The following is a 24,488-nucleotide window of genomic DNA, read 5'->3' on the forward strand; positions in this document are numbered from 1 at the left end:
CATGAATACCCCTATAGTCACCCACTTCCAAGTCATCCCCGTCGCCGGCCACGACAGCATGTTGCTCAACCTCAGCGGCGCCCACGGCCCTTTCTTCACGCGCAATATCGTCATCCTCAAGGACAGCAGCGGCAACACCGGCGTGGGCGAAGTGCCAGGCGGCGAGCGCATTCGTGAAACACTGGAGGACGCGCGCGGGCTGGTGATCGGCCAGCCGATTGGCCAATACCAGCGCGTGCTCAACCAAATGCGCAGTACCTTTGCCTCGCGGGATGCTGCCGGACGTGGCCTGCAAACCTTCGACCTGCGCATCACCATCCACGCCGTCACCGCCATGGAAGCCGCCCTGCTCGACTTGCTCGGTCAATTCCTTGAGGTGCCGGTGGCGGCCCTGCTCGGCGAAGGGCAGCAACGCGACGCGGTGAAGATGCTCGGCTACCTGTTCTATGTGGGGGATCGCAACGCCACCGACCTGGACTACCGCAACGAGGCCGACGCCGATGACGACTGGTTCCGCCTGCGCCATGAAACAGCCCTGACCGCCGACGCGGTGGTGCGCCTGGCCGAAGCGGCCAAGGCCAAATATGGTTTCAACGATTTCAAGCTCAAGGGCGGCGTATTGAGCGGCGACGCGGAAATCGAAGCCGTCACCGCACTGGCCGAGCGTTTTCCCGATGCGCGCATCACCCTCGACCCCAACGGCGCATGGTCGTTGAAAGAAGCCATCCGCCTGTGCCGCGACCAGCATCATGTGCTGGCCTATGCCGAAGACCCCTGCGGCGCAGAAAACGGTTATTCAGGCCGCGAAGTCATGGCCGAATTCCGCCGCGCCACGGGCCTTAAAACCGCCACCAACATGATCGCCACCGACTGGCGGGAAATGGGCCACGCCATCCAGCTGCAATCAGTGGACATCCCCCTCGCCGACCCGCACTTCTGGACGATGCAAGGCTCGGTGCGCGTCGCGCAAATGTGCAACGAGTGGGGCCTGACCTGGGGCTCGCATTCCAACAACCACTTCGATATTTCCTTGGCGATGTTTACCCAAGTGGCGGCGGCCGCCCCCGGCGAGATCACCGCCATCGACACCCACTGGATCTGGCAGGACGGTCAGCGCCTGACACGCGAACCGTTGAAGATTGAAGGGGGCTATGTGAAGGTGCCGGCCAAGCCTGGCCTGGGTGTGGATATCGATATGGACGCGGTGGCCAAGGCTCATGAACTATACAAAGGCATGGGCCTTGGGGCGCGGGATGACAGTGTGGCGATGCAGTTTCTGATTCCGGGTTGGGGCTTTGATAACAAGCGGCCTTGCTTGGTGCGGTAAATCGGCTTTAGGAGCGCTCAGCGCAATTTGAGCGTGACGCAAAAAATCCGATGCCCAAACAGGCATCGGATTTTAGTCAGATCAGAAGCTTAGCGGTTTGACCTCTGGCACGTCTGCCAGAGCCCTCTTTACGCTACTGCCGATTAGCGACCTCGAACTCCGCCGCATCCTGCTCCAGGCCAGAGAGATCAGTGCCATTGATCATCGGCCCATAACGGCGGCTGAACTCCCAGTTGTAGGGCACGCGGTCTTTGCTGATCCCGTTGTCCCAATTCACCGACCAGGTCATCAGGCCCTTGATCGACAATCCTTTGTCGTGCAAACGCTTGAATGTATTGGTCACGGCTGTTGGGTTGATCACATAACCGGTGGCAGCCGCGTCGACGTTCGCGGGCAGGCCAATGACGAACTTATCTGCCGGGATCTTGGTAAACCCACGCGTTCCGCTCACCAGACTTTCGGTCAGGTAATACAGGAAGTCCTCTTTCATCGCGTCGTTGTTCTGGGCAATCCAGGCGCCGTTGCCATTGTTGACCTCCTGCACCCAGATGCCGTCGCCACCCTGGTTGTAATACTGCGGGGCGATGAAGTCGTAATAGCCTTCCAGCGCCTGGATGTAACCGACGTATTTGCCGGCGGTGGTGAGGTACGGAAACTCCGGCGCCATGCTGATGATGAAGTGTTTGCCTTGACCTGCGTAGTGGTCCTTGACCAATTTCAACGCGGCGGGCAGGACAGTCTTGTTGTCGGCGAAATCAATCGCGCTCTGTTCAAGATCGATATCCAGGCCATCAAAGCCATAGGTTTCCACCAGGCGGATAATCTCGTTGGCCAGTGGCTGTTCGTTGCCTTTATGCAGTTCGATGTGTGCATCGGCGCCGCCAAGGGAAATCAGCACCGCCCTGCCCTGGCTGTTCAGCACACCCACCTGGTGACGGAACTCGGCGTCGGACAGGTTGTACGGTTTGAAGGTTGGGATACCGTTGCCCTTCATGAAGGCCACGGCCACCACGTTGTAATCCTTTGGTACATCCGCCAGGCTCATATTGGCGAACTGGCCACGCTGGTAGCCATCGCTCGGGCCGGCAGGCCAGTTGTGCCAGAAGCCCATGAGGATCTTTTTGCCGGCAATGCTCGGCATCAGCGAAGCGGCATCGTTGAGCGGCGATTGCAATGAGGTAAAGTCAATCTTTGACATGTTCTAATCCTTCAGAACGTGTGGGTTTAACGGTGCGGGCTTATTTGAAGTCCACATCGAAGGCTTGATAGAAGGCGTTGCCGGTGTTGGCGACGATCCACATCAACACAATCACATGCTGGCCCTTTTTATTGGCCGGCAGTTTCACTTCATGATTGACCTTGGCCTTCAGCTCGCCTGCATGGCTGTAGTACGGCACCTGGGCATAGAAGTCTTCAGCGAACGGCTGGGTTTCCAGTTGTGCGCGGGTGATGCGCTGTTTCGGGTCCCAGCCATCCTTGGTGATCAGCCAGCGATAGCCACGGGTGGTGTGCGGCGCGGTGTATGCCCAGGTGACCTTGAAGGTCTGACCCGGCTCGACATTGAGCAACGGCCAAGTGAAAGCGCGGCCGAGTTGCTTGGCCATTTCCTCGTGGGTGAAGTTGACGCAGTCACGCGCATCGGTCTTGCCACCGCTGAGGATGAAGCCGTCGGCGGGTGGGGTGACACTGTCACTGTCGGTTTGATAAGGCGCTGGGAACGGACCGGCCGTCAGTGCCGGGAAGTTCTTGCCGCCTTCCATTTCATTGACCTGCCAGGTCTCCAGCAGGCCAAGATCCACGGCGACTGCGCCACGGCTGGAAGGGGATGTGACACGACCATGGCGAAGCGGTGTCTGGGTTTGTGGTTTGTTCATTTTGTGACTCCATTCACTTGATTAAGGACTCTCCTTTCTTGAAGGAGAGGACCTCAACCTAACGGAGTAGCTTTTTTTTGCCACAGGCGCATTTTTCGCTCATTTTCGGTTCATGAGCGCGAAGACCCGCAAATACTGGATATATAAACAGTGTTATAGGGAAACCCTTACGCTACCAGAGGTCGATTTCCTACAAGACCATGCGCATTTCAATACAGCTTCTCTGTACCGATGGCAGCCGTTTTTTTAGGGGTGGTCGCGGTAATCGGTCGCACCGTCAGTTCCACGCCCAATGCCAACATCAGCTTCTGGACCGTCTCATAACGTGTCTTTGATCCGCCTTTCAGGGTTTTATACAGGCTCTCCCGATTCACCCCCGCCGCTTCGGCAACCTTGTTTACACCCAGGGCCTTGGCAACCTCGGCCAGCGCCTTCATAAGGACGTGTGGGTCATGGCATGCCATGCTTTGCGCAAGATAGGCACTGATGGTTTCCGGGCTATCAAGGAAACGTGAAGCCTCATAGGCGCTGGTGCCGGATGTATCCAACTCGAGGATCGGCATGTCCTCTGGTTTGAATGTCGACTTACTCATGTCATTGACCTCTCAGGGCATCGAGAATCTCTTTTGCCCGCTTGATTCCTCGGGCGTCCCGCCGATCGTATTGGTCATAGATTCAAATGTAGCCTACTGGCTACTTCTTGTAGATGCCAGTGAATTTTTAATGTCGGTGTGCACCGCCAGAAAAAATCCTAGTCCAGCCGCTGCGCAGGCAGCCGAGCAATACTATTAGCGCTTATGTCCTCAAGACCGAAACGTTGCGTCGCGACTGTAGGAGCGAGCTTGCTCGCGAAGAACGTAAAGATAAGGTGTGCATCCAGAGTGAACGCGGCGCCTATGATTTTTTCGCGAGCAAGCTCGCTCCTACAGGGAGTGGGTGAGTGGGCCGGCGTTGATGTGGACCCGTCCTACAGCAAGCTTCACCACCTTGCTCCATTGCCTACAGTTGCGTCAGAATCCGCCGGCTTGTGCGCTTGGATGGGCGTCTCTAAGGTGGCTCGGTCGCTGACAACTCAGTGATCGGGTTTAGTAGCCCGAGGGTCAATTACACTTAGTGCATGAGCTTCATCTATCAGACGTTCCTGTCTGTGCCTGATGGTGGCTGTGCGTAGGGCGCCTTCGGGCGCGCCGGCTTTGTGTAATTCCCCGGTCTACTAACCTGCGTACAGCTGCCACCCTTTCGTTTAGTAGCGAAACGGTGTCGGCCCCATTCAGGAATTACGCATATGTACAAAGTCACGCCCAACCCTCCAAACGATCCAAACCTGAAGCTTGATCAGGCACAACCACCCTCCTCCTCGCTGTTCAGCGTTACCGACGATGCCAGCAGCGAAATGCTCATCGCCAACAGCTACGAAACCTTTTCCTCGGTCACCGCATTGCTGCTTGATCTGTCGGATGAACTGACGGGTAAACAGCGCGATGTCGCGTTGGCGATTCATCAGTTGAGTGAGTTGGGTGTTTTGTTGGTGGACAAATTGATGGCGAGGGAAAGTGCTTCAACGGTTAGCTAGCCTTGCAGCCATCAGTCGTCATGATCGACTTCACGACGACTCGACAGCGCCTTTGCGCCGGTCAGGCCCTCGAAGCCTGGCGGGCGCTCTTTCTCTTGGAAGACGCTGGAGCCGCCCCATCCTCGCGCAGACGATCAATCAGCATCTGCGCATTCTCGGCACATGCCATGCCCTCGGGCCTACCTTCGATGCCCTTGATGACATTCAGCAACTGAGCCTTGTTCTGGGCCAGCCGTTGTTGCAGGACCTCGATTTCCTCGACCTTGTGCTTGAGCCCGCTGAGCAGCGCGTCATGCTGCCAACCACCGGCGCTTCTGGGCATTAACTGCCGGATTTCCTCCAGAGAAAAACCTGCCGCCTGAGCGCCTGTGATGATCTCCAACACCGCCTCGGTGCCGGGCGCATAGTCCCGATAGCCGTTGGACTTACGCTCAACCGATTGGATCAGACCGCTCGCCTCGTAGAAGCGAATGCGTGAGGCCGCCAACCCGCTGATTTTTGCCAACTCGCCTATTCTCATGTCCCATCCATAAAAACCATTGACCTTAAAGCTGACTTTAAACCTAAAGTCATTGGGCGGCCAAGGCGCCCGTTACCCTCTACCTGAACCGACCGATTCAGGTCATGCTGCGTCCTTCATTTCAAGGACGATAAAAACAATGAAAGCCATCCTCGCCGCCCTGCTCCTGATAGGTCTTGCCGCGCCTGCACTCGCCAACGACAACCCCATCGGTTTCCAAACCACTACCCTCCCCAACGCTCATAACATTCGCCCATTGGAGATGGCCGTGTGGTACCCCGCCATTACCACCGCGCAACCCAAGCTGATCGCCGACAACCTGGTGTTCATTGGTGTGCTTGCGGTACCTGATGCCGCACCGACGCCCGGCAAGCATCCTTTGGTGGTGCTCTCCCACGGCTACGGTGGTAACTGGGGCAAGCAGGCGTGGCTGGCCAGTGCACTGGCCCAGCAGGGTTATATCGTGGCGGCGGTGAACCACCCGGGCACTACCAGCCAAGATCGCAGCGCCGAGGCCGCTGCGCAGTTGTGGCAACGGCCCAGGGATTTGAGCCGGGCCATCGATGCGCTGTTGGCGCAGCCCGAGCCATTCGGTGCGGTGGACAGCGGCCGGATCGCGGTGGTGGGTCATTCCCTCGGGGGTTGGACGGTGATGGAGACGGCCGGTGCACGTTTCGACCCGGCGCTGTTTGCCCGGGACTGCAGCGCCAATCCGACGCTGGTCGCGTGTACCGCCTACCGTGAGATGAACCCTGAGGGCACTCCGAACGGGAAGGCGCAATTGGCCGCGGACTTGAGCGACAAGCGCGTCAGCGCCGTGGTGTCTTTGGACCTGGGCCTGTCGCGCGGGTTTACCGATGCAAGCCTGGCGGCGCTGCCGGTGCGGGCGTTGGTGATAGCGGCGGGTGTACCGTCAGCGGATTTGCCAGCGCAGATGGAATCGGCCGACATGGCCAAGCGGCTGCCAAAAGCCTCTACGCAGTACGTGCAGATCAGCGACGCCAATCACTTCAGCTTTATGTTGCAATGCAAACCTGGCGCGGCGGCAGTGCTCGACGCGGATGTGCCCGGTGACAGCATCATCTGTCAGGATGGTCCGGGCGCACGGCCACGATCTGTGATCCAGCAGCAGGTGATCACGCTGATCAGCCAGTTCTTGGCACACTGAATCTCTGGCCACAGTTACCACCTCTGCCTTGACTGACTGGCATTAACCCAGGGCCCGGTCATATGTGTTGAAACTGGTATCATCCGCGCCTTTCCCTCTCAGGCATCGCGACATGAACCGCCAGAAAAAACTCCAGCAGCTCTTCAAGGCCAAAGCCAAAAAAGCCAGTGCCAAGCTGGCGCCAAAAAGCAAAGACAGATACATCAGCAAGGCCGACCGCTTGAAGCTGGAAACCGAAGCTGGCCAGGACTCGGTTACGCCCCCCGAGACGCCTGCTGAGTAAGACGCATGGCTGAAGGGGTGGCCGCTTCATACTTGCCCCAGATCCGCCGCAGATGCCGCGCCGAACCAAAGCCTGCGCGTTCGGCGACGGTTTCAATGCCCAGGTCCGACTCGGCCAGCAGTTCGCGGGCTACGGCCACGCGCAGGCGATGCAGGTAATCCAAGGGGCTGATCTGTACGTGCTCCTGGAACAGGCGCGCCAGGTGCCGGCTGCTGGTGCAGGCCAGGCTTGCCATGCGGGTGAGTGTCCAGGTTTCGCAGGGGGCGGCAGTGATGGCGTCTTGCACGCGATGGACCGCCGGGTGCAGGTGATTACGCCCGGTTATCCAGGGCGACAACTGCGGGTCGCTGCCGCTGCGGCGCAGGTACACCACCATGTCTCGCGCCACCGCGCACGCCAAGCGTGGCCCGGCCAGTTCGGCAACCAGATGCAACATCAGGTCGATACCTGCTGTGACACCAGCACTGCAACTGACCGGGCCATCAGTGACGTACAGGCGGTTTTCCAGAACCTGGGCCTCGGGGGCGAGGGCCTGCAGGGTGGCGCACAGAGAATGGTGCGTGGTGCATTGGCGCCCATCGAGCAGCCCGGCCCTGGCGGCACTCAATGCGCCGGCGCACACGCACACCAGACGCTCGGCCGAGGGGGCGAAGACGTTTTGCAACCACTGGGTGAGCTGATGGCTGGCCGATTCGAAGGCCTTTTGCTGGGCTTTCGACACGTTCATCGTGGAGCCCACCAACACCACCAGCGTACCGGGGGCCAGGGTCGACGGCAGTGGCGCCAGCCCCGTCAGCGGCAAGCCGATGGAGGTGTGCAGCGTTGCCACCGGGCTGACGTATTGCAAGTCGAAATCCACCGCCGCCGGGTCGTCGACCTGCGCGGCCAGGCGCAGTACTTCGGCAGGCCCGGCCAGGTCGAGCATCAGCACGTTTGGCAATAGCACGAACAGCACCGGTACGCTCACCACTTCACTCCGCCAGTGCCTGGGCAACCGTCACGATGCGGGCGAAGCGGTCATCGAGGACCAACTCCGTGCGTGCGCGAATCTCGGCCGGCGTATAGACCCGGCCGCTACGCGCGTGGGTCATCGGGAAGGTCAGGGTCGCCTCGCTGACAAAATCCACCTTGAAGCCGCTGTCGGAAGCCTGCCGCGTGGTGGTCTCGCAGCATTGCTCGGTGCGGATGCCGCTGATGATCAGCGTGGTGACGCCCATTTCCACCAGGCGCGCGGCCAGTGGCGTACCGGCCAAAGCGCTGTGGTAGCGCTTATGGATTACCAACTGCGGATTGATCGACAACTCGCTCAGTGCCCTGACGTTGCCCGACTGCATGGAGAAATGCCCCTGGTCTTCAACATGGAAGACTTGTACCACCGGGATGCCCCGCTGAACACAGCTGTCGATGAGCGCCTGCTGTTTTTCCAGGTAGTCGGGCAGGTCATTTTCGGACCAGTAGGTTGAATGGCGGAAGGAATGTTGGGCGTCGATCACGATCAGGGCTTTATGGGTCATGGACAGTCCTTGTGGCTTGCATCAGTGGGTAAATGATGCACGCCATGGTAAGGACCACCTACAGTGCGCGACAGACGCAAGGCAGACTACTTCAGGACGGATTCGGACATATCACCGGGCACGCCATAGCACAACGGCTGCCGGGTTCGAAGCCATGGACGTATTCATCCGCCAGGATCGTTTCCAGACGCGGATCGAGGTGAATTGCAAAGCCCAGGCGCCGGTAGAACGGAGCATTCCAGGGTACATGCTTGAAAGTGGTCAGCGTCACCGCACGCAGGTGTTGGGCGCGGGCATGCTCTATCGCCGTTTCCATCAATCTGCGCCCCCAGCCCTGGCCTTGGAGCGGCTGAGCAACCGACACTTCATGGATATGCAGGTCGTCGCCAAAGCGTTCTGCGCTGAGGAAGCCTTGAGGGTGATCGAGGTCATCAACCACCACCCAACAGGTCGATAGCGCGATCCATTGCCGATAGCGTTCGATGCTGATCGACGCCGCATCCGCCAGCCAAGCCAGCCCTTCGATTGCGCGAAATGCCTGGGCTGCGCACTGCTCGATGGCGGGCAACAAACCGGCATCTTGCGCGCGCGCCAGGCGAATGTGGGTGGACTGCTCAGCAGCCACTCAATGCCACCTGGGGCCGTTCACCCGCAAAGAAGAAGGGCCGTAAACGTACGCCCACGCCGTTGCCGATAAAGGCCGCCACCAGCCACACCCAGCCATGCAGGCTGCCCGAGGCGATGCCACTGAAGTACGCGCCGATGTTGCAGCCATAGGCCAGGCGCGAACCATAGCCAAGCATCAGGCCGCCGATCACCGCCGCGATCAACGAGCGCAGCGGGATGTTCAGGCTGGGCGCGAAACGCCCGGCCAGGCCTGCGGCCAACAACGCACCGAGGACAATGCCGATGTCCATGACGCTGGTGATGTCTTCCCACACCGGTGCAGCCAGGGCCTTGGCATTGCCCGGCATCTGCCAGAATGCCCAACTGGCGACATCCACGCCCAGCCCGCTCGCCACCTTGGCGCCCCACAGCGCGAACGCCGAGGTAATGCCCCATGGCCGCCCGGCCAGGGCCAGGGTCACGTAGTTGAGCAACGCCAGGCCAATCGCGCCCCACACCAACGGCCACGGCCCGCGCAGGAAGCGACGCAGCCCTTGGTGCTCGCTTTGTACGCCTTGTTCAAGCTGACCATGACGGCGCTTTTCCAGGCGCACGGTCACCATTGCAATCAGCCCGAACACCGCCAGGCTTAGAACCAGCGCCGGCAGCACACCGAAACTTTTGACAATGGAAACCGCCGGGAACGATGGCAGTGCAAACCACCAGTCGACGTGATGGGTGGCGATCAACGAGCCACAAATAAAGAACAGCAGTGTCACCAACATCCGCGCATTACCGCCGCCGACGGTGAACAAGGTGCCCGACGCACACCCGCCGCCCAGCTGCATGCCGATCCCGAAAATAAACGCCCCGAACACCACCGACACACCCGCTGGCGCCACCAGCCCGGTCACCGGCTGGCCAAACAAAGTGCCCGCGCCCAGCGCCGGGAAAAACAGCACCACCGCCACCGCCAGCATCACCATCTGCGCACGCAAGCCGGCGCCACGCCGATCATTGATAAACACGCGCCAGGCCGAAGTAAAACCGAAGGCAGCGTGATACAAGGTCAGGCCGAGCGCGGCGCCGACCACCAGCAACAACACCTGGCGCGCGCCCACAGTGTTTTGCAGGAACAGAGCGCCCGCCACCAGGATGACAAAAGCGATCAGTGGCGCGACGGGCTTGCGCCCGGGCGACAGGGAAAGAGAGGTGCTCATGGGGATCTCGATTGGTTGGAAGGAGGCAAGTATAGCCTCAGACGCAATTTGATCAGGTGGGGGGCATTGCCCAAAGGCTCATTGTTTGACCCACCGCTTTCGCAGCCTCGCTAAAGCTCGACAGCTCCCACAGGGGATCGGCGGTGTATGTGGAATATCGGTTTGCAGGGCCATCGCGCCAAACACAACTCCCGACAATAACACCGCTCGACAGCTCCTGCAGGAGATGAGCAGGCCTGACTAACCCAGGCTGATCGACTTCCACGCCGCTTCAGCCAGCAGTTCACGGTATTCAAATGGACTCTTTTTGACCTTCGCCGACAACCACGCACGCGAGTAACTTTCCGCCGCACCAATGATCAGCGAAGGGATCAGCTCGGCAGGCAAGTGGCTGAAATGCTCCTTGCGCCCTTCCCCGCCCATCCATTCCTTCAACTGCTGGTTGCGCTGTTTATTGCGTGCAAGCAGCTCGTCCTTGAACGGGCCGCTGGAGACGGCAAAACGGCTTTGGAACACGAACCGCGCCCAGTTCGGCTGTGCGGTCACCCATTCAACGTAGCTGTACACCAGCCCGACGACACCTGCGTGGGCGGTGTCCGCTGCTTGCAGATAGTGGTCACGCAGACTGGCCTGGTCCTCCAACGCCGCAAAGAACAGCGCAGCGACCAACCCTTCTTTATTGCCGAAGTGGTGATAGATAGCGCCCACGCTGGTGTCGCAGCGCGCGCGAATGGTTTCGATAGAGGTCGCCTCGATGCCCACCTCGTTAAAACACGCCAGTGCTTCGCGCAGGATGATGCGCTTGAGGTCGCTGCGCCTGCCGGGGAAGGTGCGCTCGATGAGATCGATGGAGTGCATGGAGGAACGCCAAATCAAAACAGTTTATAGGCTGAACGACCGGCAGAGAAAGCTCAGGTTGACAGCCGCGGAATCAACAGAATATTGTTCCGTTACAGAATATTATTCTGCAAATGACCCTTAAGGATATTCCGATGAGCCAAGCCCTGAGCATGTTCAATAGCGTAGGCCCCGCTGCATTCAGCAACCTGGCCTGCCAGATGGCCCCCTACTTCAGCACCATCACGCCCGAGATCGCGGAGCTCAAACCCAACCATGCGGTGGTCACCGTGCCGTTTCGCAAGGAAATCACCAACCACCTAGCCTCGATGCATGCCATCGCACTGTGCAACGCCGCCGAACTGGCCGGCGGCATGATGACCGACGCGTCGATCCCCGCAGGCGCACGCTGGATTCCCAAAGGCATGACTGTGGAATACCTGGCCAAGGCGAAAACCGATATCCGCGCTGTTGCCGATGGCAGCGCTATCGATTGGCAAACCGCCGGAGACAAGATCGTGCCGGTGGAGATCTTTGATGCGGGTGGCGTCAAGGTCTTCACCGCCCACATCACCATGAATGTGAAACTCGCTTAGGCATTCGGCCGGCCCAGGCAGTATCAGCTACGCGGCATCTGCAATGCGTGACTGGACGCATGGATGCGGTCGACGCTGCACTGCGAAGCGGTGCGGATTGCCGTGGTGGTATCGCCGGCGATATGCGGCATCAATTGCGCATCGGCAATACCGCCAACGGCGAGCTGCATCGGTCCTTTCCAGGGCGAAGGTATCAAGGGCGAACGCCTTATCGGCATATCAGGTAAGAGGACGGGAAAAGATCATCAGCCGTCAAAAAAACACCTCTTCACCCAAGAGACATGGATCAAGGCTTTTAACTTTCTGATTAACCAGCGCTAAATAAAATCCTTCGAAAACGTCTTACTCAATGGGAAGTCTCGGCACACATAGCGTACGAGAGAAACCTAAAAAATCTTCATAACCCCTGAACGTCAGCCAATTGAGTAGGCGAAGCGCTCGCGAGTCCTATCCATCGACTTATTCAGGAACATACGCCCCGGTGAAACGGCGCGCCCCTAGTTCAGAAGGATCTCTATGCAAAGCCTCCCGTTCTCTGCGTTACGCCTGTTCGGTGTGCTGGCAGTCATGGTCTGCGCGCTGTTGACGACGCCAGCCCGTGCCGATTACACCGACCTCTCCCTGACCCACGAAAAAAACATCCAGTCCTACGTCGTGAACCCCGACGGTAGCTTTGTGCTGGATGTCGAACGGGTTATGCGGATCAATGAAGAACGCGCGATCACCTCCAACGCCCAGCGCTCTGTGGCCTACAATCGCACCCTGGAAACTCTGGATATTGTCGAGGCCTACACTCTCAAATCCGATGGCCGCAAAGTCGTGGTAACACCAGACCGGATCAAGGAGCAGCAGGAACTGGAGTCTGCCCAGGCGCCGATGTTTCAGGACTCGCGGGTCAAAGTGGTGATCTTCCCGGAGCTGCAAGTGGGTGATCGCATGGTTCTGCGGTACCAGCGCCATCGCAATACACCGTTGTTTGCGGGGCAGTTCGAAGACCTTTTCTCGCCGGACTTTTACCAGAATGAGCAGGTGCGCCTGAGCTACGACATGCCCGCCGAAATGAAGCTGTACGCCGACTCACGGGGTTTCAAAGCGTCCGCGCCAGCCAACGCCAACGGGCGAACGGTGTACCGCTGGGACTTGGAGCAAACCAAGAAAAATCGCGTGGAAGATGGCTCCGTTGCCTACACCGACTACGGGCAACTGCTGGCCGTATCGACGTTCACCGACTACAAACAGTTTGCCCGGGCCTACGCCGCACGCGCACAGGTAGAAGTGACCCCGGCCATGACCCAACTGGCCAAGGAACTCACCACCAACCTCGACAACCCACGCAGCAAGGCCCTGGTGCTGAGTGACTGGGTACGCAAGAACATCCGCTATGTGGCCGTGTACGTCGGCGCCGGCGGCGTAGTACCGCATTCAGCGCAAGCGGTGCTGGATAACCGCTACGGCGACTGCAAAGACCATGTAGCCCTGCTTGAAGCGCTGCTCAAAGCCGTCGCCATTGAAAGCTCGCCCGCCCTGATCAACGCCGGCAACGCCTACGTACTGCCCCAGGTGCCGACTCTGGGCGTGCTCAACCATGTGATCACTTATGTACCCAGCCTCGATCTGTACCTGGACTCCACCGCGACCCCCATCGCCGCTGGCTACCTGCCTCTGCCCGAACTCGGCAAACCGGTATTGCTGACACAGACCGGTGAGCGTAAGCAGACACCGTCCCGCCAGCCTAGCAAAGTGGACACAACCATGGCGTTCAAGGTCAACACCAAAGGCGCTGCAGACTTTACCAATGACTCCACCATCGACGGTTGGGGCGCGGAGCTTAACCGCTTCATGCTCAAGGCCATGCAGCCAGCCGACCGTAATCAGTTGGTGCAACAGGTCCTGAGCATGTTTGGGCAATCCGGTAGCGGCGTGATCGAAACTGACGCTTTGGACAGTACTGCCAATACCTTCAAGTTCACCCTCAAAGGCCACACCAGCAATCTGGTCAACCTGCCTGGCCCGACCGGGGTGCCTACCCTCTCCAGCTTGGCCGGCGGTATTGGCCAGAGCGTGTTTTCCTTGATGGCCGAAAAGGAACGTACTCAGAACTTCTCCTGCCTTTCGAGTGAAATCTCAGAAGTTGCGCGCCTGGAGTTCCCCGCCAAGGTGAAGATCCTCGCGGTGCCCAAGGCAGTGTCGGTGAAACACGCAGGCTTCGACTATCGCTCTACCTATGTGAAGAAGGCCAATACGGTGCTGATCACCCGTCAGTATGTGTTTAGCAAGCCAGAGATTCTCTGCACCCCGGAAGATTTCGCGGCCATGCAACCGGCGATTGAAGACATGGTCAACGATTTGAAAAGCCAGGTCATTGTGCAAACGTTGTAAAGTCCTCGCCGTGCTTGCGTGTCAGTGACTCACTGGCGCGCGGGAGTCGTGGGCTGCGATGCTGAGACGCGGGTATAAAAAATCGTTACCGCTGTCGCAATAACGTCAAATATTTTTAAACGTCTGTCAACTCACATGAGCGCACGGGCCTTTCTACGATTTTTACGCTACTCCCTTGAGTTTGAAATCCCTTCGTTAGCCGAAAGTCAGACCAAGCCCAGACGACTCAACAAGCAAATATCGACGTAAACTTTCAAAAATAATATAAAATATCCAGCAATAGAATCACGCATCCATTGGTCTTATTCTTATATAGCAGTATGCAAAGGCACCTCTTAATCACCCTACACATGTAGGGGTACTAGAATACGCTGCGGAGCGTTACTCTATTACGCGATACAGCTGCGAAGCACTTTTTGATCGCTGTTGTTTAGGGTGAAAACTGGTATAGGATGATGACCTAATGAGAAAGCTTACGGACGATGAAATTCAAACAATTGCTGGAGGGGTACATCCAGCAGTCGTTGTTATAGGCGGTGCTATTGGAGGCGGTACGAGTGCATATCTGAGCGGCGGAAGTCCAGGACAAATCGCCGGAGCGGCCGTTATGGGAGGAGTATCTGCGGGGTACAGTGCTGTTGCTTCGGTCGCAACAGGGGTGGGTAAAGGGGTATACTATGCATATTCCGTTGCAACGGCCAGCGCAACTGGGCTTTTCACTCGAAACATCTCAAGTTCTTGAGGTATCGTGTTTCACATAAGAAATGTGGTGTATCTCACGATCCCAAGTTTCTAGGCCCCAGCGAACCATTAAAAATGGACACCCAGAAGCTTGGGTGTTCTGCTATCAAAAGTAACAGAGCGCCCATGTATTGAGGAATTATATTTATGACTTTTGACGCGTTTGGGGTATTGAATGGTTTTTGGGGACTTCTATGCGTATCTGTAATACTACCTGCATTAGTTGCGCGCAAGCATCTAGTAATTGTCACTGTGGGCGCACTAATCCTCATAGCGAATACGATATTTTTGCATTTCAATCAAAAAATGCTGCTTATCGAAGCTGTTCTTAGAAGCGGTGCGGTGGCATTGGTCAATATTCTAATCGCTTACCTGATAGCACATTTTTTTCACCATAAGCGGTCCGTATTGGACTTATTTCGCCGCATCAACCGCCCTTGAAAGCTCCCTCCACCCTTTAATACTTTGACCATACTTTAACCCAAACCAAAAAACTTACAGCATACGTTAATCGTAAAATACTCGCTGCCGCCAGTCACTAAATTGCTTATAATTGCATTTTTTATTTATGCTACCGTCAGGGAGTCTTTGAAAAAATTACCGCCACCTTAACATCTCATTGATGAGCCGGTTTACTCCTCTGAGAAAACACCAAAAATTTTCAATGTATAAATCAAGCACGCGCACAACAGCAAGCTAGACAGTACAACTGACGACTTTTCGAACCGAGTAGTCGCCCGCCCTCCGAGCCCAATGAACGCTACTTATACTCTGCGATATAAATTTACCTCTAAGTTCTGGCATAGCTAATACCGCGCCCCCAAATGGAAAGCAACAATCTATTATCCACGTTCTATTTCCCTCATCCCACTCACATTCGTGAAGTAAAAAATTCGGATCGTTCAATAGGCGATCTTCAGCGTCGGCAGCTAGGTTCGCCCAAGTCACATAACCAATTGGATTATCAAAGGCATCAAAGAAAAGCATTATTTGCTTGTGCTGAATGGCTGGCATCAGCCACGCCCTGAGATCGATCAACCTGAACAAGCAATATTCTGGACATTGCATCGCAATCCAAAACGCAAAACCTAATGTCTTTGCCTGTTCGTCGATGCTGCTTTTTTTGCACTCGTTGAATATTTTATATTTTTTACTCATAAAAAACCTCAATCACGTCATCGTAAAAGGGAGCCGCGGATCTCACCAAACTTACTGCCGCGCTAATTTCTGAAAATGTACCTGTCATTACAACCTCTCGCCCGGCAACACTAGTAACAAAGCAATCATTCGATGCATCATAAAAAATCATTGCTGCCCCGCTCTTCCAGAACAAAGTACGAACGCCCGCATAATGCTTATACGCTAAACATGCAGAGTCAATCGCCTCTTGAAACAGCTTATCAACTCCAAACTCCCCATCCTCAAGCTCTGCCGCTTTACGCGCTTTGGGGATTTCGCTCTGCAAACTAAACAGTACTGAACCGCATCTATTCAGCCGAGTAACATTAATACTCACAAGTTTACAAAGTCCGCTATAAGTTCCTCCTACACCTTCAAAATTACGTAGAACCAGATCAAATAGTGCGTCATACGCATATATTAGTCCCCTCAAGAATTCCTGGTCCTTGGAAAACCAACAAAAGCTCTCTTTTGTTTGATAGATTTTTTGCCGAAGAAGCTGCTTATAAAGCTTAGCAATCCAGTGCTCGTAACCTGTCCACCCCCCCCTCGCTGTAATTGGCGCTACAGTGTGCCGATCATCCCTAAGAACCTTATATATAAAATCAGAATACCTTAAAAAACACATATCATCAGATAAAGCGCCTAGTATTTCCAAAGGAAACCCTGCCTGAGCCGCGTTATATAGCGACAAGCTTTTATTATACTCAAGATTGAAAACTGTAATCGCCAACTCCGCTAATTCATTTGACTCCTCAACTTTCATCACTTCATACTTGCACAAATAAAAACACATATCGCGAACACTACCAATTGCCGGCTCATACTCCGTCAAATATTGTTTGACATCGAATCCTTCCCACCAGATCTTATCTGAAAATACTGACGCGCCCGCCAAGTCCATCCACCCCCCCTCTAAAGTTATATTTGACGCACTAATACTCTGATGAAATATTCGTTTTGCTCTCGCCGCTGCAAACTGTTTGGCATAACGCGTTACCAATTCAACCATTCCTAAAGTAATCCGTACATTTAAATCCTGAAATTCGACTTTATGATTGTTTTTCGGAAGAAAATCAACAAGCTTTTTTACTGCCTTTTTTACACGCTTAGCGTCCTCACTAAGCGAACCAATCTTCATCTCTTTAAAGTAAACTGCACGAATAAAGTGAGCGGGTCTTACGGCGGGCAAACGTACCAACAGGCCCCGAGCATGTTTCTTGTCTGGCTCTTCAAAATCATATTCCAGATCTATAACGGCAACAGTCCTCACTGCTCCGTAGGGAAGCGCAATGTTTATGACCTCAGCCCAAATGGCCTCATAAATAGCCACATCCAATGATAAAAGGCCATTTGCATGTGAGTTTCCATACGTATCCCGAGGCCTGTCTCCGACCAGTTGATTAGGCCCCAAGCCTTTTAATTGAAATACCCCATCGAAACCACAGCGTCCTCCGCCACCATTGGTGGAAATCCCATCACCGCCATATCGCTCTGCAAAAAAAACCTTTCTATCCAGAAAATTGTCCGACTCGAGAGCCGTATCAATGGTTATATAATTATATTTCGACATTAACTCCGAAGCACTCAAGGTAACCCCAAGGTCTTTGTTGTAATAGATAACCTTTCCTCTATTGGCCTTTACGGTTTCAAAGGGGACAAACACTTCCGGCAAATCGCTCAGTGTTAATTTAGACATGTTATCGCCTTAATTAGAAAGTCTTATGAGGTCACGATAGCTCGTTGAAATTTTAACCTGCTGCGCCAACGCCTCATCAAAAGATATCATTCGGTCAGTAGTTGCTTTCCACTCCGCTATGTCCTGGTAGGCATTAATAAACCAACTTAAATTTTCACAGAGGTTTCCGAATGCCGAATTAATCTGCATCACATCGCCAAACTTGATAGCGCCAGAAAAAAACCTCGGCACTGCCAGCAAACTACTAAACAGCAATGAGAGCTGACCATAACTTTCTGTAAACAACGAAAGGCGCACTTTCACCCGGACGGTACGGCGCATATTAGCGAGACTAATATCAAGCTTGTTGCTAAGATTAGCCTTTTCAGAACTTCGCATTGCTTTACCATACCCTTTTTTATTTCGATCACGAAACCGCACCAAACAATAACGTAAATCTGCTTCTGACTTTTGCTGATGATTGTTCAGGGACACAAGTTTGAATCCGATTTTCTGACTGATATACATGCCCAGCACAGCATATATAATCGCCACCCAAAACATATAGGCAGGAACCGTCACCCCCCACAGTGACGCACTACCCGAAATGGCGATGAGCACCACACTGAATGACACCACACTCGCCAGCGTATAAAGAAGCCCGCAAGCAAGATAGACGGTTGAATAAGTAAACTTATTGATATCCTCAGCGATACGCTGATCTGGATTGTCAACGTGACGTTCAACCTGATCCGGCTGCGGCGACTGAAGTATCCATTCAGAAAGATAATAATTAGTCAGCCACCGACGCCACTTAAGTGCAAATATATCTACCAAATAGGTGGTCAGCACTGAGCGTGCTACCGAGAAACAAACAACTCCAAGAAAAACCGATATCAATGTATAGAACCGGTGAGCATTCAGTTCTTGAATGGCATTGTAGAAGTGCTTATACCACTCATTGAGCGCTAATGCAGTTGCAACCCCCAACAGAGAGAGCGTTACCAAGGCAATGAGTGCGCACCACGCAAAAAATTTTTCTTCCGACCTCCAATACAATGATAGTAAAAGTGACGTATTCCGCAGAAAGCTATTCCGGTTAAATCTCGACGCAACTGCACATTCTGCTTCCGTATTCATCATGGCTTCTCGGCTTTTTACATTTATATTTTTAGTTATAGTTTTTGGTTTATTTAAAACACAAGCGACTATAGCGCCCAGAACCCCAGGCGCCCCAAGCTCGCCGCTAATTTCAAGCGTGCCATTTGCCAACTATTCAGTGCATTAATGTGCTGCTGCTCTGCGGTCGCATACGCAGTCAATGCATTGAGTAATTCGATCATGCTGCCAACACCGGATTGGTATCGGCCTTGCACTACCTCCAGTGCCTGGTTGGATTGATCCACCCAGTCAGCCGTTCTTTCCAAAGATCGCGTTTCAGTGATCAGTGCCTGATAGTTACCCCAAAGGTCTATCGAAATGCGCTGCTCCACATCACTCACTTCGGCCTCCCTCGCCTCCAGTCGTGCTTGAGCGCTTCTTACTTGATAAGTGCGCTCGAATCCTTCAAACAAAGGAATATTCAGCTGCAGGCCGACACTGTTGTCCCGCGTTCGACTATCGCCGTTGAACGCCATTGATTGGTTAAGCTGCACATCTGAGGCACTGGCAATAAATGACAATGTAGGCCGACCTTGCGCCTTACTCTCGTCGATGGCGGCCTTTGCCGCATTCAACTGAGCCTTGGCAGCAATGAGCGAGGGATGATCCTGCTTGGCTTGTTCAAGTAGCTCATTAATGCCTTTGACAAAGTGCGTATCCGGGCGCTGAGTCAGGCTTCCTGCTAGCTCCAGCGGTGTTTGTGGCGCCAGTCCCATGCGCAGGGCAATAAGCCCCTTGGCATTGACTAAAGCACCATTGCTGCGCACTTCATTGAGTGCCGCTTGGGAGTACGCTGCCTGGGCTTGGAGGCGGTCCGAAAGTGCAGCAGCGCCTGCGTCATGTTTGGCACTGGCTGCCTTAAGGTTTTCGGCTGCAAGGGCCGCCACCTGAGCAGCAGCTATCTGACTGTTTTGTGCGGCCAGCGTGTCGTAATACAACTGCGCAGCCAGTATGAAGGTTTGCTGCAATTGCTCATCTTGATTGGCGTTCGCCGCAATCAACAATTGACGAGCATTACGCAATGCTGCATCGCGCCGACCAAAATCAAACAGCACCCAACTCAAGGCCAATCGATGATCCACTTGGCTTTTATGACCACGGTTGGAGTATTCCTCACGCTGGTCATAATTCGTGTCGTTGCGACCCGTGGTGATACCCGAACTTGCGTTGAGCCTGGGGAGATACGCCGCCTGCCGCCCCCCGACATCAGCGGCCATGGCCCTGGCAGTTGCCCAGTTCAGCCGTGCTTGGGGGTCGTGACAGAGCACGCGCTCTATCATGTTCTCCAATGTTAAACGCGCCGGTAGCGGGCTGCTCTCGCACGCTCCTGGAACCCTGTCGATGGGCTGAGTGGCGGTATGCGCAACCGTGCGCTCAGTCATGAACACATCCAGACCTGCTGCTGCTTCCCACTGAGAGCCAGCACAAAGACCAGCCACTATTGCTGCTGTACGTGCCGCCCTCATCACGAAGTGACCGTGCCGATGGCATGAATACAATGAGTCTCGGCAAACGGTGTCGGCACAATCCGCCCATGCTCCATCACCACAACCCGATCTGCCGACGCAATCGTCTCAGCGCGGTGAGCGATGATGATGCGCGTCACCGCCAACGCACGCACCGCCTCGTTGACCTGTTGCTCGCAGGCCATATCCAGATGGCTGGTGGCTTCATCCAGAATCAGAATGTCGGGTTTCTTGTAGAGCGCCCTGGCTAACAGCACACGCTGTTTCTGACCACCAGACAACACCGTGCCCATATCACCTACCAAGGTGTTGTAACCCATCGGCATGGCCAGAATGTCGCTATGAATGGACGCCATGCGTGCACACTCCATGGCCCAGTCCAGATCAGGATTTGACTCAAAAAACACAATGTTGTCTGACAGTGAACCAGCGAACAGACAGTCGTCCTGCATGACTGTGCCGATCTTGCCGCGAAACTTTTCGGTACCCAGTTGCTGCAAATCACTACCGGCGATGCAAATCTTGCCCTCAGTAGGCTGGAGGATTCCTAACAGCAAGCTGACAAGGGTGCTCTTGCCACTGCCCGAGACCCCAGTGATCGCCACTGACTCGCCCTGTGCGATGCATAGATCAATACCGTCAAGTACGAATGGCTCTTGATCGGAATATCGATATTTCACACCTTTGAGTTCAATATCTACAGGGCTTGCTGGCCACGTCACGCCGGCGAGCGTCCCACGACTGTCTTCCGGTGGATGCATGACGATGTCGGCCAGTCGCTCACTTTGCAGACGCAGCATGTAAAGCTCAAAAAAATGATCGATCAGACTCGCGACGCGGCTGACAAACTGATTTTTATAAGCCATGAAGGCGATTAGTACACCCACGGTGAACTGGTTATTCATGACCATCGACGCACCGACCCCTACGGCGATCAGGCTTTCCAGACCGAATATCAAACCGTTCAACTGCGTGTAGATCAGCTGTAACTTCTGAGTCCGCAATCCTGCATTGATCTGCTCTACCAGCAATCCAAGCCAGGCGAGACGCCGTTCATTCTGGCGCTGGAACAGCTTGATCGGTCGTATGCCGCGTACCGTTTCCAAGAAGTGGCTTTCCTGGCGAGCGGCGTGAACAATCTGCTCTTCGCTGGCCCGCCGTAACGGGTAGTACCACGCCCAGCGAACCAGGGCGTACAGGAACATCGCTGCTGCTGCGATGGCCGCCAATAATGGGCTGTATACAAGCATTAGCGTGAAGGTAGCGATGGTCATCAGACCATCCAGAACGGCGGAAAAGAACGCGGCTGTCAGGGTCCCCTGAATGACGTCGACAGCACCGAAGCGTGAGACAACATCTCCCAGATGACGCTTTTCAAAATACTGGATTGGCAGGCGCAGTAGATGACTGAAGACATTGGCACACCATTGCACGCTCAACAGCGTACTCATGTGCATCATGACCCAGGCCCTAATGGCACTCACCGTTTGCTGCATCAGCAACAACAGGCCAAAGCCAATTATCAACGTGGTCAGCAGGTCACGATCCTGTGTGACCAATACGTTATCGAGCGTCCATTGCAGCAAGAACGGACTGACCAGTGAGAACACTTCCAAGGCTAATGCCAAGACCAATACCTGCCCAAGGGAGCGATAAAGGCCACTCACTTTTCCCAGCATACCCATCAGTTTGACCTGGGGCTTGGGCTCCTGCTTTTCAAAGCCTCCTTCCGGCCAGACTTCGAGCGCTACCCCGGTAAAGGATTTGCTGGCCTCGGCCAAGCTCAGATGCCGCATGCCACTCGCAGGGTCATGCACAATAATTTGTTGACTCTCTACCGCCTTGAGCACAACGAAGTGGTTGAAGTTCCAATGCAAAATACAGGGCAGCTTGAGTTTGTTCAGATCTTCAAGTTCCAGCCTGACAGCCCGAGTACCGAGATTGAGCTGGTCGGCAATCTGGATCAGTTGCTTGAGCGTACTGCCTTTGAGCGACACGTTGAATTGGCGGCGCAAGTCCATCAACGTGGAATGATGACCATGGAAGCCTGTGATCATCGCCAGGCAGGCCAGGCCACACTCCGTGGCTTCAGTTTGCAGAATCAAGGGCAGGCGGCGACCCATTCGCAAGGAGATCGCATCGAGGTAGCTCATGCTGCTCTCCTAAAGTTTTCCAGTCAGGCTGTAGAGCGGCTCAAGCACCCACTCATAGAGGCGGCGGGTCTCCTGCAGAATATCTGCCTCAACCAACATGCCGGTTTGCAGCGCGCGCGGCTTGCCGTAAGCCAGTACGGATTGCGCTTCGATATCAACGCGAATGCGATAAATCTGCTCACCTTCAAGGCCAAGCCCTGGAACGCTACCGGTCATCGTTGCCAGATCAGCGGCCGACAGCGATGCTTTTGAGATAGAGGTAACGCTGCCACTGTGTTGGCCGAACTTTTGGTAGGGGTATGCCTGATACCGCACTCTCACGGGGTCGCCCGCACGCACAAAACCAATGGCTTTGCTAGGTGCGTACAACTCTACTTGTAGATGGGAATTGGCGGGCACAATGCTCATCAAGACCCGCGAGCTATCAACCGTCTGGCCCGGCTCAACAAGAATCGCAGTGGCCACCCCATCTTGGGGAGCCGTTATGACCAAGGCACGCTTGGCTTCGCTTTCAATGAGTTCTTGCTGGATACCCGACAGCGAGCGCTGAATGCCGGCAAGTTGGTTTTCATGCAGTGACGAAAGACCTGCAAGCTCATGCTGCACCTGCACCAATTGCAGATTCAACACTGTCGTTTCGCGTGCCAGTCCCTGAAGCGTCTGATGCTGGCCAAGTAGTTCGGACTGGCGCTGTTGAAGTTGATCCATTGAGATGTAACCCTTATCCATCAATCCTTGATAACGATCAGCCGCATTGGTCGCCAGCTTTACAAGCTGCTCCTGACTGGCTGTCTGTTGTGCGAGCGTTCGCAGTTGTCGTCGCAGACTGTCCAGCTTGCTTTGCAGGCTTTGCCGCTCCTGCGCTTGAAGTTGCTTTTTTTTCATGAGTTCATCACTGAGAGAACGTTGCCGCATTGCAAGTTGATCGCTTACGTCTGCTTGTACCGGCCGCGAATCCCCTGCATATCGTTCACTGGAAACTCGGAACAATGGCGCTCCCTGTTTAACCGGCTGGCCTTCCTCGATAAAGCGCTCGAGGACCAAACCGTACTGGGGAGCGTGTATTTTCAGTTGCCCCGCGAAGGGCACCAACTGACCCGGTACAGTGATGCGCTTTGTGTAACTGCCACAAAGAAAAAAAGTCACCACCATGGTCGCGAGCAACCCCGCAACCAGCGTCAAAAAGGCAAAGGAGACCGGCCTGACGAGCACAATTTCACCTAGCCAATTCACATGCCTGGAGGTCAACGCCTCAAGCCGGAACAGTGGGGTTTTCGACGTCACAACTTGTCCTTATCAATCACTCTCGAATTCGGTTCGCACAACAAGCTTTCTTTCAGCATAAAAAAACCGAACCGATAAAATTAAAAATCGTTCTGATACAAAATATTTCAGCGAATAAATTTTCTCCTCCCTCGTTCGTAAGGCATATAGACAAATATGATTCGGATCAGTTATTCATAAAAAACATGAATACCAACCCTGCTTTCCCGAAAAACAACAAAGGAAAACCAGCATTGAAATTTACCAACCGTGAAGCTGATGTGTTAGGCCTTTTGATTTACGGCCTGACCAACAAAGAAATCGGTCGACAATTGGGAATTAGCGACCATACCGTCAGGGATCACATTTCATCAATATTAAAAAAGACCAACACGACCAGCCGTGTAGAGCTAGCGGTTTTGAGCAGCACCATGAAGCGCCCACTATAGTCCGAGTATCACGCCTTTAAAAATAGACACAATAACTTGAGCCGTTTTCGACCCCACCGAGCGTAAATTAATATCGAAATTTAAAGTATTAATAAAACCTAGACTGATAGCCCGAGAAAGCTCAAAACTTCATGCCTCAGCTACAGGCTCCAGAACTGAATTTATTTCTAGGAAATAAATAGCCATGACAGCCTCCACAGCACAAGCGCTGGCTGACGCCGAGCGATTCCAGCTGGTTACACACCCTGACGACAGTCTCTTTTGCAATTGATAGCCAGTCCGCTAGCTTTAACGCAAACGAATAGCACAACGTCTGCGTGCAAAAAAAAAAAACGTTATCCCTGCCAAATTAAATTAAGATCACATTTTAAATAACCGCACTGTAGGCTTTTGAATAGTTTTCCTCCAAATAAATCTTGGCAAAAAAAAAAAAAAAAAAAAAAAAAAAATAAGAAAACCCGCCGGGGACCAAAGAACCCCCCCCAGCACCAGCTGAAATCC

At 54.5% G+C, this 24,488-nt stretch carries 24 protein-coding genes and 1 pseudogene; 9 read left to right on the forward strand and 16 right to left on the reverse strand.

The window, feature by feature from the left end:
• Window position 1: 1 nt before the first annotated feature.
• Window positions 2–1,327: a glucarate dehydratase gene (gene gudD, locus TX24_RS27800; protein WP_003192683.1), complete on the forward strand. Its 1,326-nt coding sequence runs from the start codon at window positions 2–4 to the stop codon at window positions 1,325–1,327.
• Between the two features lie 196 nt (window positions 1,328–1,523).
• Here gudD and TX24_RS27805 read toward each other — a convergent pair.
• From TX24_RS27805 to TX24_RS27815, 3 genes and pseudogenes are all read right to left on the reverse strand, one after another.
• Window positions 1,524–2,525: pseudogene (locus TX24_RS27805) on the reverse strand (chitinase); the annotation flags it as partial.
• A 40-nt stretch (window positions 2,526–2,565) separates the two neighbouring features.
• A complete protein-coding gene (locus TX24_RS27810) occupies window positions 2,566–3,201 on the reverse strand; it encodes a lytic polysaccharide monooxygenase auxiliary activity family 9 protein (RefSeq protein ID WP_003192686.1) in 636 nt (211 codons plus the stop codon).
• 209 nt (window positions 3,202–3,410) lie between these two features.
• The gene (locus tag TX24_RS27815; RefSeq protein WP_032900783.1) at window positions 3,411–3,794 is read right to left on the reverse strand and encodes an addiction module antidote protein; all 384 of its coding nucleotides are present in this window, start codon (window positions 3,792–3,794) and stop codon (window positions 3,411–3,413) included.
• Between the two features lie 692 nt (window positions 3,795–4,486).
• Between TX24_RS27815 and TX24_RS27820 the strand changes: the two genes are divergently transcribed.
• Window positions 4,487–4,774, forward strand: a complete 288-nt coding sequence (locus TX24_RS27820; protein ID WP_057711862.1) for a DUF6124 family protein — start codon at window positions 4,487–4,489, stop codon at window positions 4,772–4,774.
• 61 nt (window positions 4,775–4,835) lie between these two features.
• On the opposite strand, the gene TX24_RS27825 is transcribed toward TX24_RS27820, so the two are convergent.
• Entirely contained in the window at window positions 4,836–5,294 is a 459-nt protein-coding gene (locus TX24_RS27825) for a MerR family transcriptional regulator (protein ID WP_057711863.1), read from the reverse strand.
• A gap of 139 nt (window positions 5,295–5,433) precedes the next feature.
• Between TX24_RS27825 and TX24_RS27830 the strand changes: the two genes are divergently transcribed.
• The gene (locus TX24_RS27830) at window positions 5,434–6,462 is read left to right on the forward strand and encodes an alpha/beta hydrolase family protein (RefSeq protein WP_057711864.1); all 1,029 of its coding nucleotides are present in this window, start codon (window positions 5,434–5,436) and stop codon (window positions 6,460–6,462) included.
• Between the two features lie 112 nt (window positions 6,463–6,574).
• On the forward strand, window positions 6,575–6,745 hold the full coding sequence (locus tag TX24_RS31480; RefSeq protein WP_003192693.1) for a DUF2986 domain-containing protein: 171 nt from the start codon (window positions 6,575–6,577) through the stop codon (window positions 6,743–6,745).
• Here TX24_RS31480 and TX24_RS27835 read toward each other — a convergent pair.
• The 5 genes from TX24_RS27835 to TX24_RS27855 all read right to left on the reverse strand — a co-directional run bounded on the left by TX24_RS27835 (window position 6,717) and on the right by TX24_RS27855 (window position 10,943).
• Window positions 6,717–7,712, reverse strand: coding sequence for a GlxA family transcriptional regulator (locus tag TX24_RS27835; protein WP_057711878.1), 996 nt, complete (start codon window positions 7,710–7,712; stop codon window positions 6,717–6,719). The genes TX24_RS31480 and TX24_RS27835 overlap by 29 nt on opposite strands.
• Before the next feature lie 4 nt (window positions 7,713–7,716).
• Window positions 7,717–8,259 (reverse strand): cysteine hydrolase family protein, encoded by a 543-nt coding sequence (locus TX24_RS27840; protein ID WP_057711865.1) that lies wholly within the window; start codon window positions 8,257–8,259, stop codon window positions 7,717–7,719.
• A gap of 91 nt (window positions 8,260–8,350) precedes the next feature.
• Window positions 8,351–8,884, reverse strand: coding sequence for a GNAT family N-acetyltransferase (locus TX24_RS27845; protein WP_057711866.1), 534 nt, complete (start codon window positions 8,882–8,884; stop codon window positions 8,351–8,353).
• Window positions 8,874–10,085: a YeeE/YedE family protein gene (locus TX24_RS27850; RefSeq protein ID WP_057711867.1), complete on the reverse strand. Its 1,212-nt coding sequence runs from the start codon at window positions 10,083–10,085 to the stop codon at window positions 8,874–8,876. Before TX24_RS27850 ends, TX24_RS27845 begins: the two co-directional genes overlap by 11 nt.
• A gap of 240 nt (window positions 10,086–10,325) precedes the next feature.
• The gene (locus tag TX24_RS27855; protein ID WP_057711868.1) at window positions 10,326–10,943 is read right to left on the reverse strand and encodes a TetR/AcrR family transcriptional regulator; all 618 of its coding nucleotides are present in this window, start codon (window positions 10,941–10,943) and stop codon (window positions 10,326–10,328) included.
• Between the two features lie 134 nt (window positions 10,944–11,077).
• Here TX24_RS27855 and TX24_RS27860 point away from each other — a divergent pair, with 134 nt between their 5' ends.
• Entirely contained in the window at window positions 11,078–11,518 is a 441-nt protein-coding gene (locus TX24_RS27860) for a hotdog fold domain-containing protein (protein WP_057711869.1), read from the forward strand.
• Window positions 11,519–11,541: 23 nt separating this feature from the next.
• On the opposite strand, the gene TX24_RS31485 is transcribed toward TX24_RS27860, so the two are convergent.
• On the reverse strand, window positions 11,542–11,688 hold the full coding sequence (locus TX24_RS31485) for a hypothetical protein (protein WP_183043803.1): 147 nt from the start codon (window positions 11,686–11,688) through the stop codon (window positions 11,542–11,544).
• Window positions 11,689–12,034: 346 nt separating this feature from the next.
• Here TX24_RS31485 and TX24_RS27865 point away from each other — a divergent pair, with 346 nt between their 5' ends.
• The 3 genes from TX24_RS27865 (at window position 12,035) to TX24_RS27870 (ending at window position 15,079) form a co-directional block, all read left to right on the forward strand.
• Window positions 12,035–13,897, forward strand: coding sequence for a DUF3857 domain-containing transglutaminase family protein (locus tag TX24_RS27865; protein WP_057711870.1), 1,863 nt, complete (start codon window positions 12,035–12,037; stop codon window positions 13,895–13,897).
• 463 nt (window positions 13,898–14,360) lie between these two features.
• Window positions 14,361–14,639, forward strand: coding sequence for a class IIb bacteriocin, lactobin A/cerein 7B family (locus TX24_RS33025; RefSeq protein ID WP_122993371.1), 279 nt, complete (start codon window positions 14,361–14,363; stop codon window positions 14,637–14,639).
• A 146-nt stretch (window positions 14,640–14,785) separates the two neighbouring features.
• A complete protein-coding gene (locus TX24_RS27870) occupies window positions 14,786–15,079 on the forward strand; it encodes a hypothetical protein (RefSeq protein ID WP_057711871.1) in 294 nt (97 codons plus the stop codon).
• Window positions 15,080–15,334: 255 nt separating this feature from the next.
• Here the strand turns inward: TX24_RS27870 and TX24_RS27875 are convergent, their stop codons facing one another.
• Genes TX24_RS27875 through TX24_RS27900 form a run of 6 tightly spaced genes read right to left on the reverse strand, consistent with a single transcriptional unit; the run spans window position 15,335 to window position 23,541 of the window.
• Window positions 15,335–15,796, reverse strand: a complete 462-nt coding sequence (locus TX24_RS27875; protein WP_057711872.1) for a toxin-activating lysine-acyltransferase — start codon at window positions 15,794–15,796, stop codon at window positions 15,335–15,337.
• Window positions 15,789–17,516 carry a hypothetical protein gene (locus tag TX24_RS27880; protein ID WP_057711873.1) on the reverse strand — a complete coding sequence of 576 codons (1,728 nt, stop codon included), beginning with the start codon at window positions 17,514–17,516 and terminating at the stop codon, window positions 15,789–15,791. Before TX24_RS27880 ends, TX24_RS27875 begins: the two co-directional genes overlap by 8 nt.
• Before the next feature lie 9 nt (window positions 17,517–17,525).
• The gene (locus tag TX24_RS27885; protein WP_157255573.1) at window positions 17,526–18,767 is read right to left on the reverse strand and encodes an SbmA/BacA-like family transporter; all 1,242 of its coding nucleotides are present in this window, start codon (window positions 18,765–18,767) and stop codon (window positions 17,526–17,528) included.
• Entirely contained in the window at window positions 18,704–20,122 is a 1,419-nt protein-coding gene (locus TX24_RS27890) for a TolC family protein (protein ID WP_057711875.1), read from the reverse strand. Before TX24_RS27890 ends, TX24_RS27885 begins: the two co-directional genes overlap by 64 nt.
• Complete coding sequence (locus tag TX24_RS27895) at window positions 20,122–22,275, reverse strand: peptidase domain-containing ABC transporter (protein WP_057711876.1); 2,154 nt, start codon at window positions 22,273–22,275, stop codon at window positions 20,122–20,124. Before TX24_RS27895 ends, TX24_RS27890 begins: the two co-directional genes overlap by 1 nt.
• A 9-nt stretch (window positions 22,276–22,284) precedes the next feature.
• Window positions 22,285–23,541 (reverse strand): HlyD family secretion protein, encoded by a 1,257-nt coding sequence (locus tag TX24_RS27900; protein WP_057711879.1) that lies wholly within the window; start codon window positions 23,539–23,541, stop codon window positions 22,285–22,287.
• 203 nt (window positions 23,542–23,744) lie between these two features.
• On the opposite strand from TX24_RS27900, the gene TX24_RS31490 reads away from it, so the two are divergent.
• Window positions 23,745–23,987, forward strand: coding sequence for a response regulator transcription factor (locus TX24_RS31490; protein WP_082628891.1), 243 nt, complete (start codon window positions 23,745–23,747; stop codon window positions 23,985–23,987).
• Window positions 23,988–24,488 lie beyond the last annotated feature (501 nt).

The organism is Pseudomonas lactis (assembly GCF_001439845.1).
Lineage (GTDB): Bacteria > Pseudomonadota > Gammaproteobacteria > Pseudomonadales > Pseudomonadaceae > Aquipseudomonas > Aquipseudomonas lactis.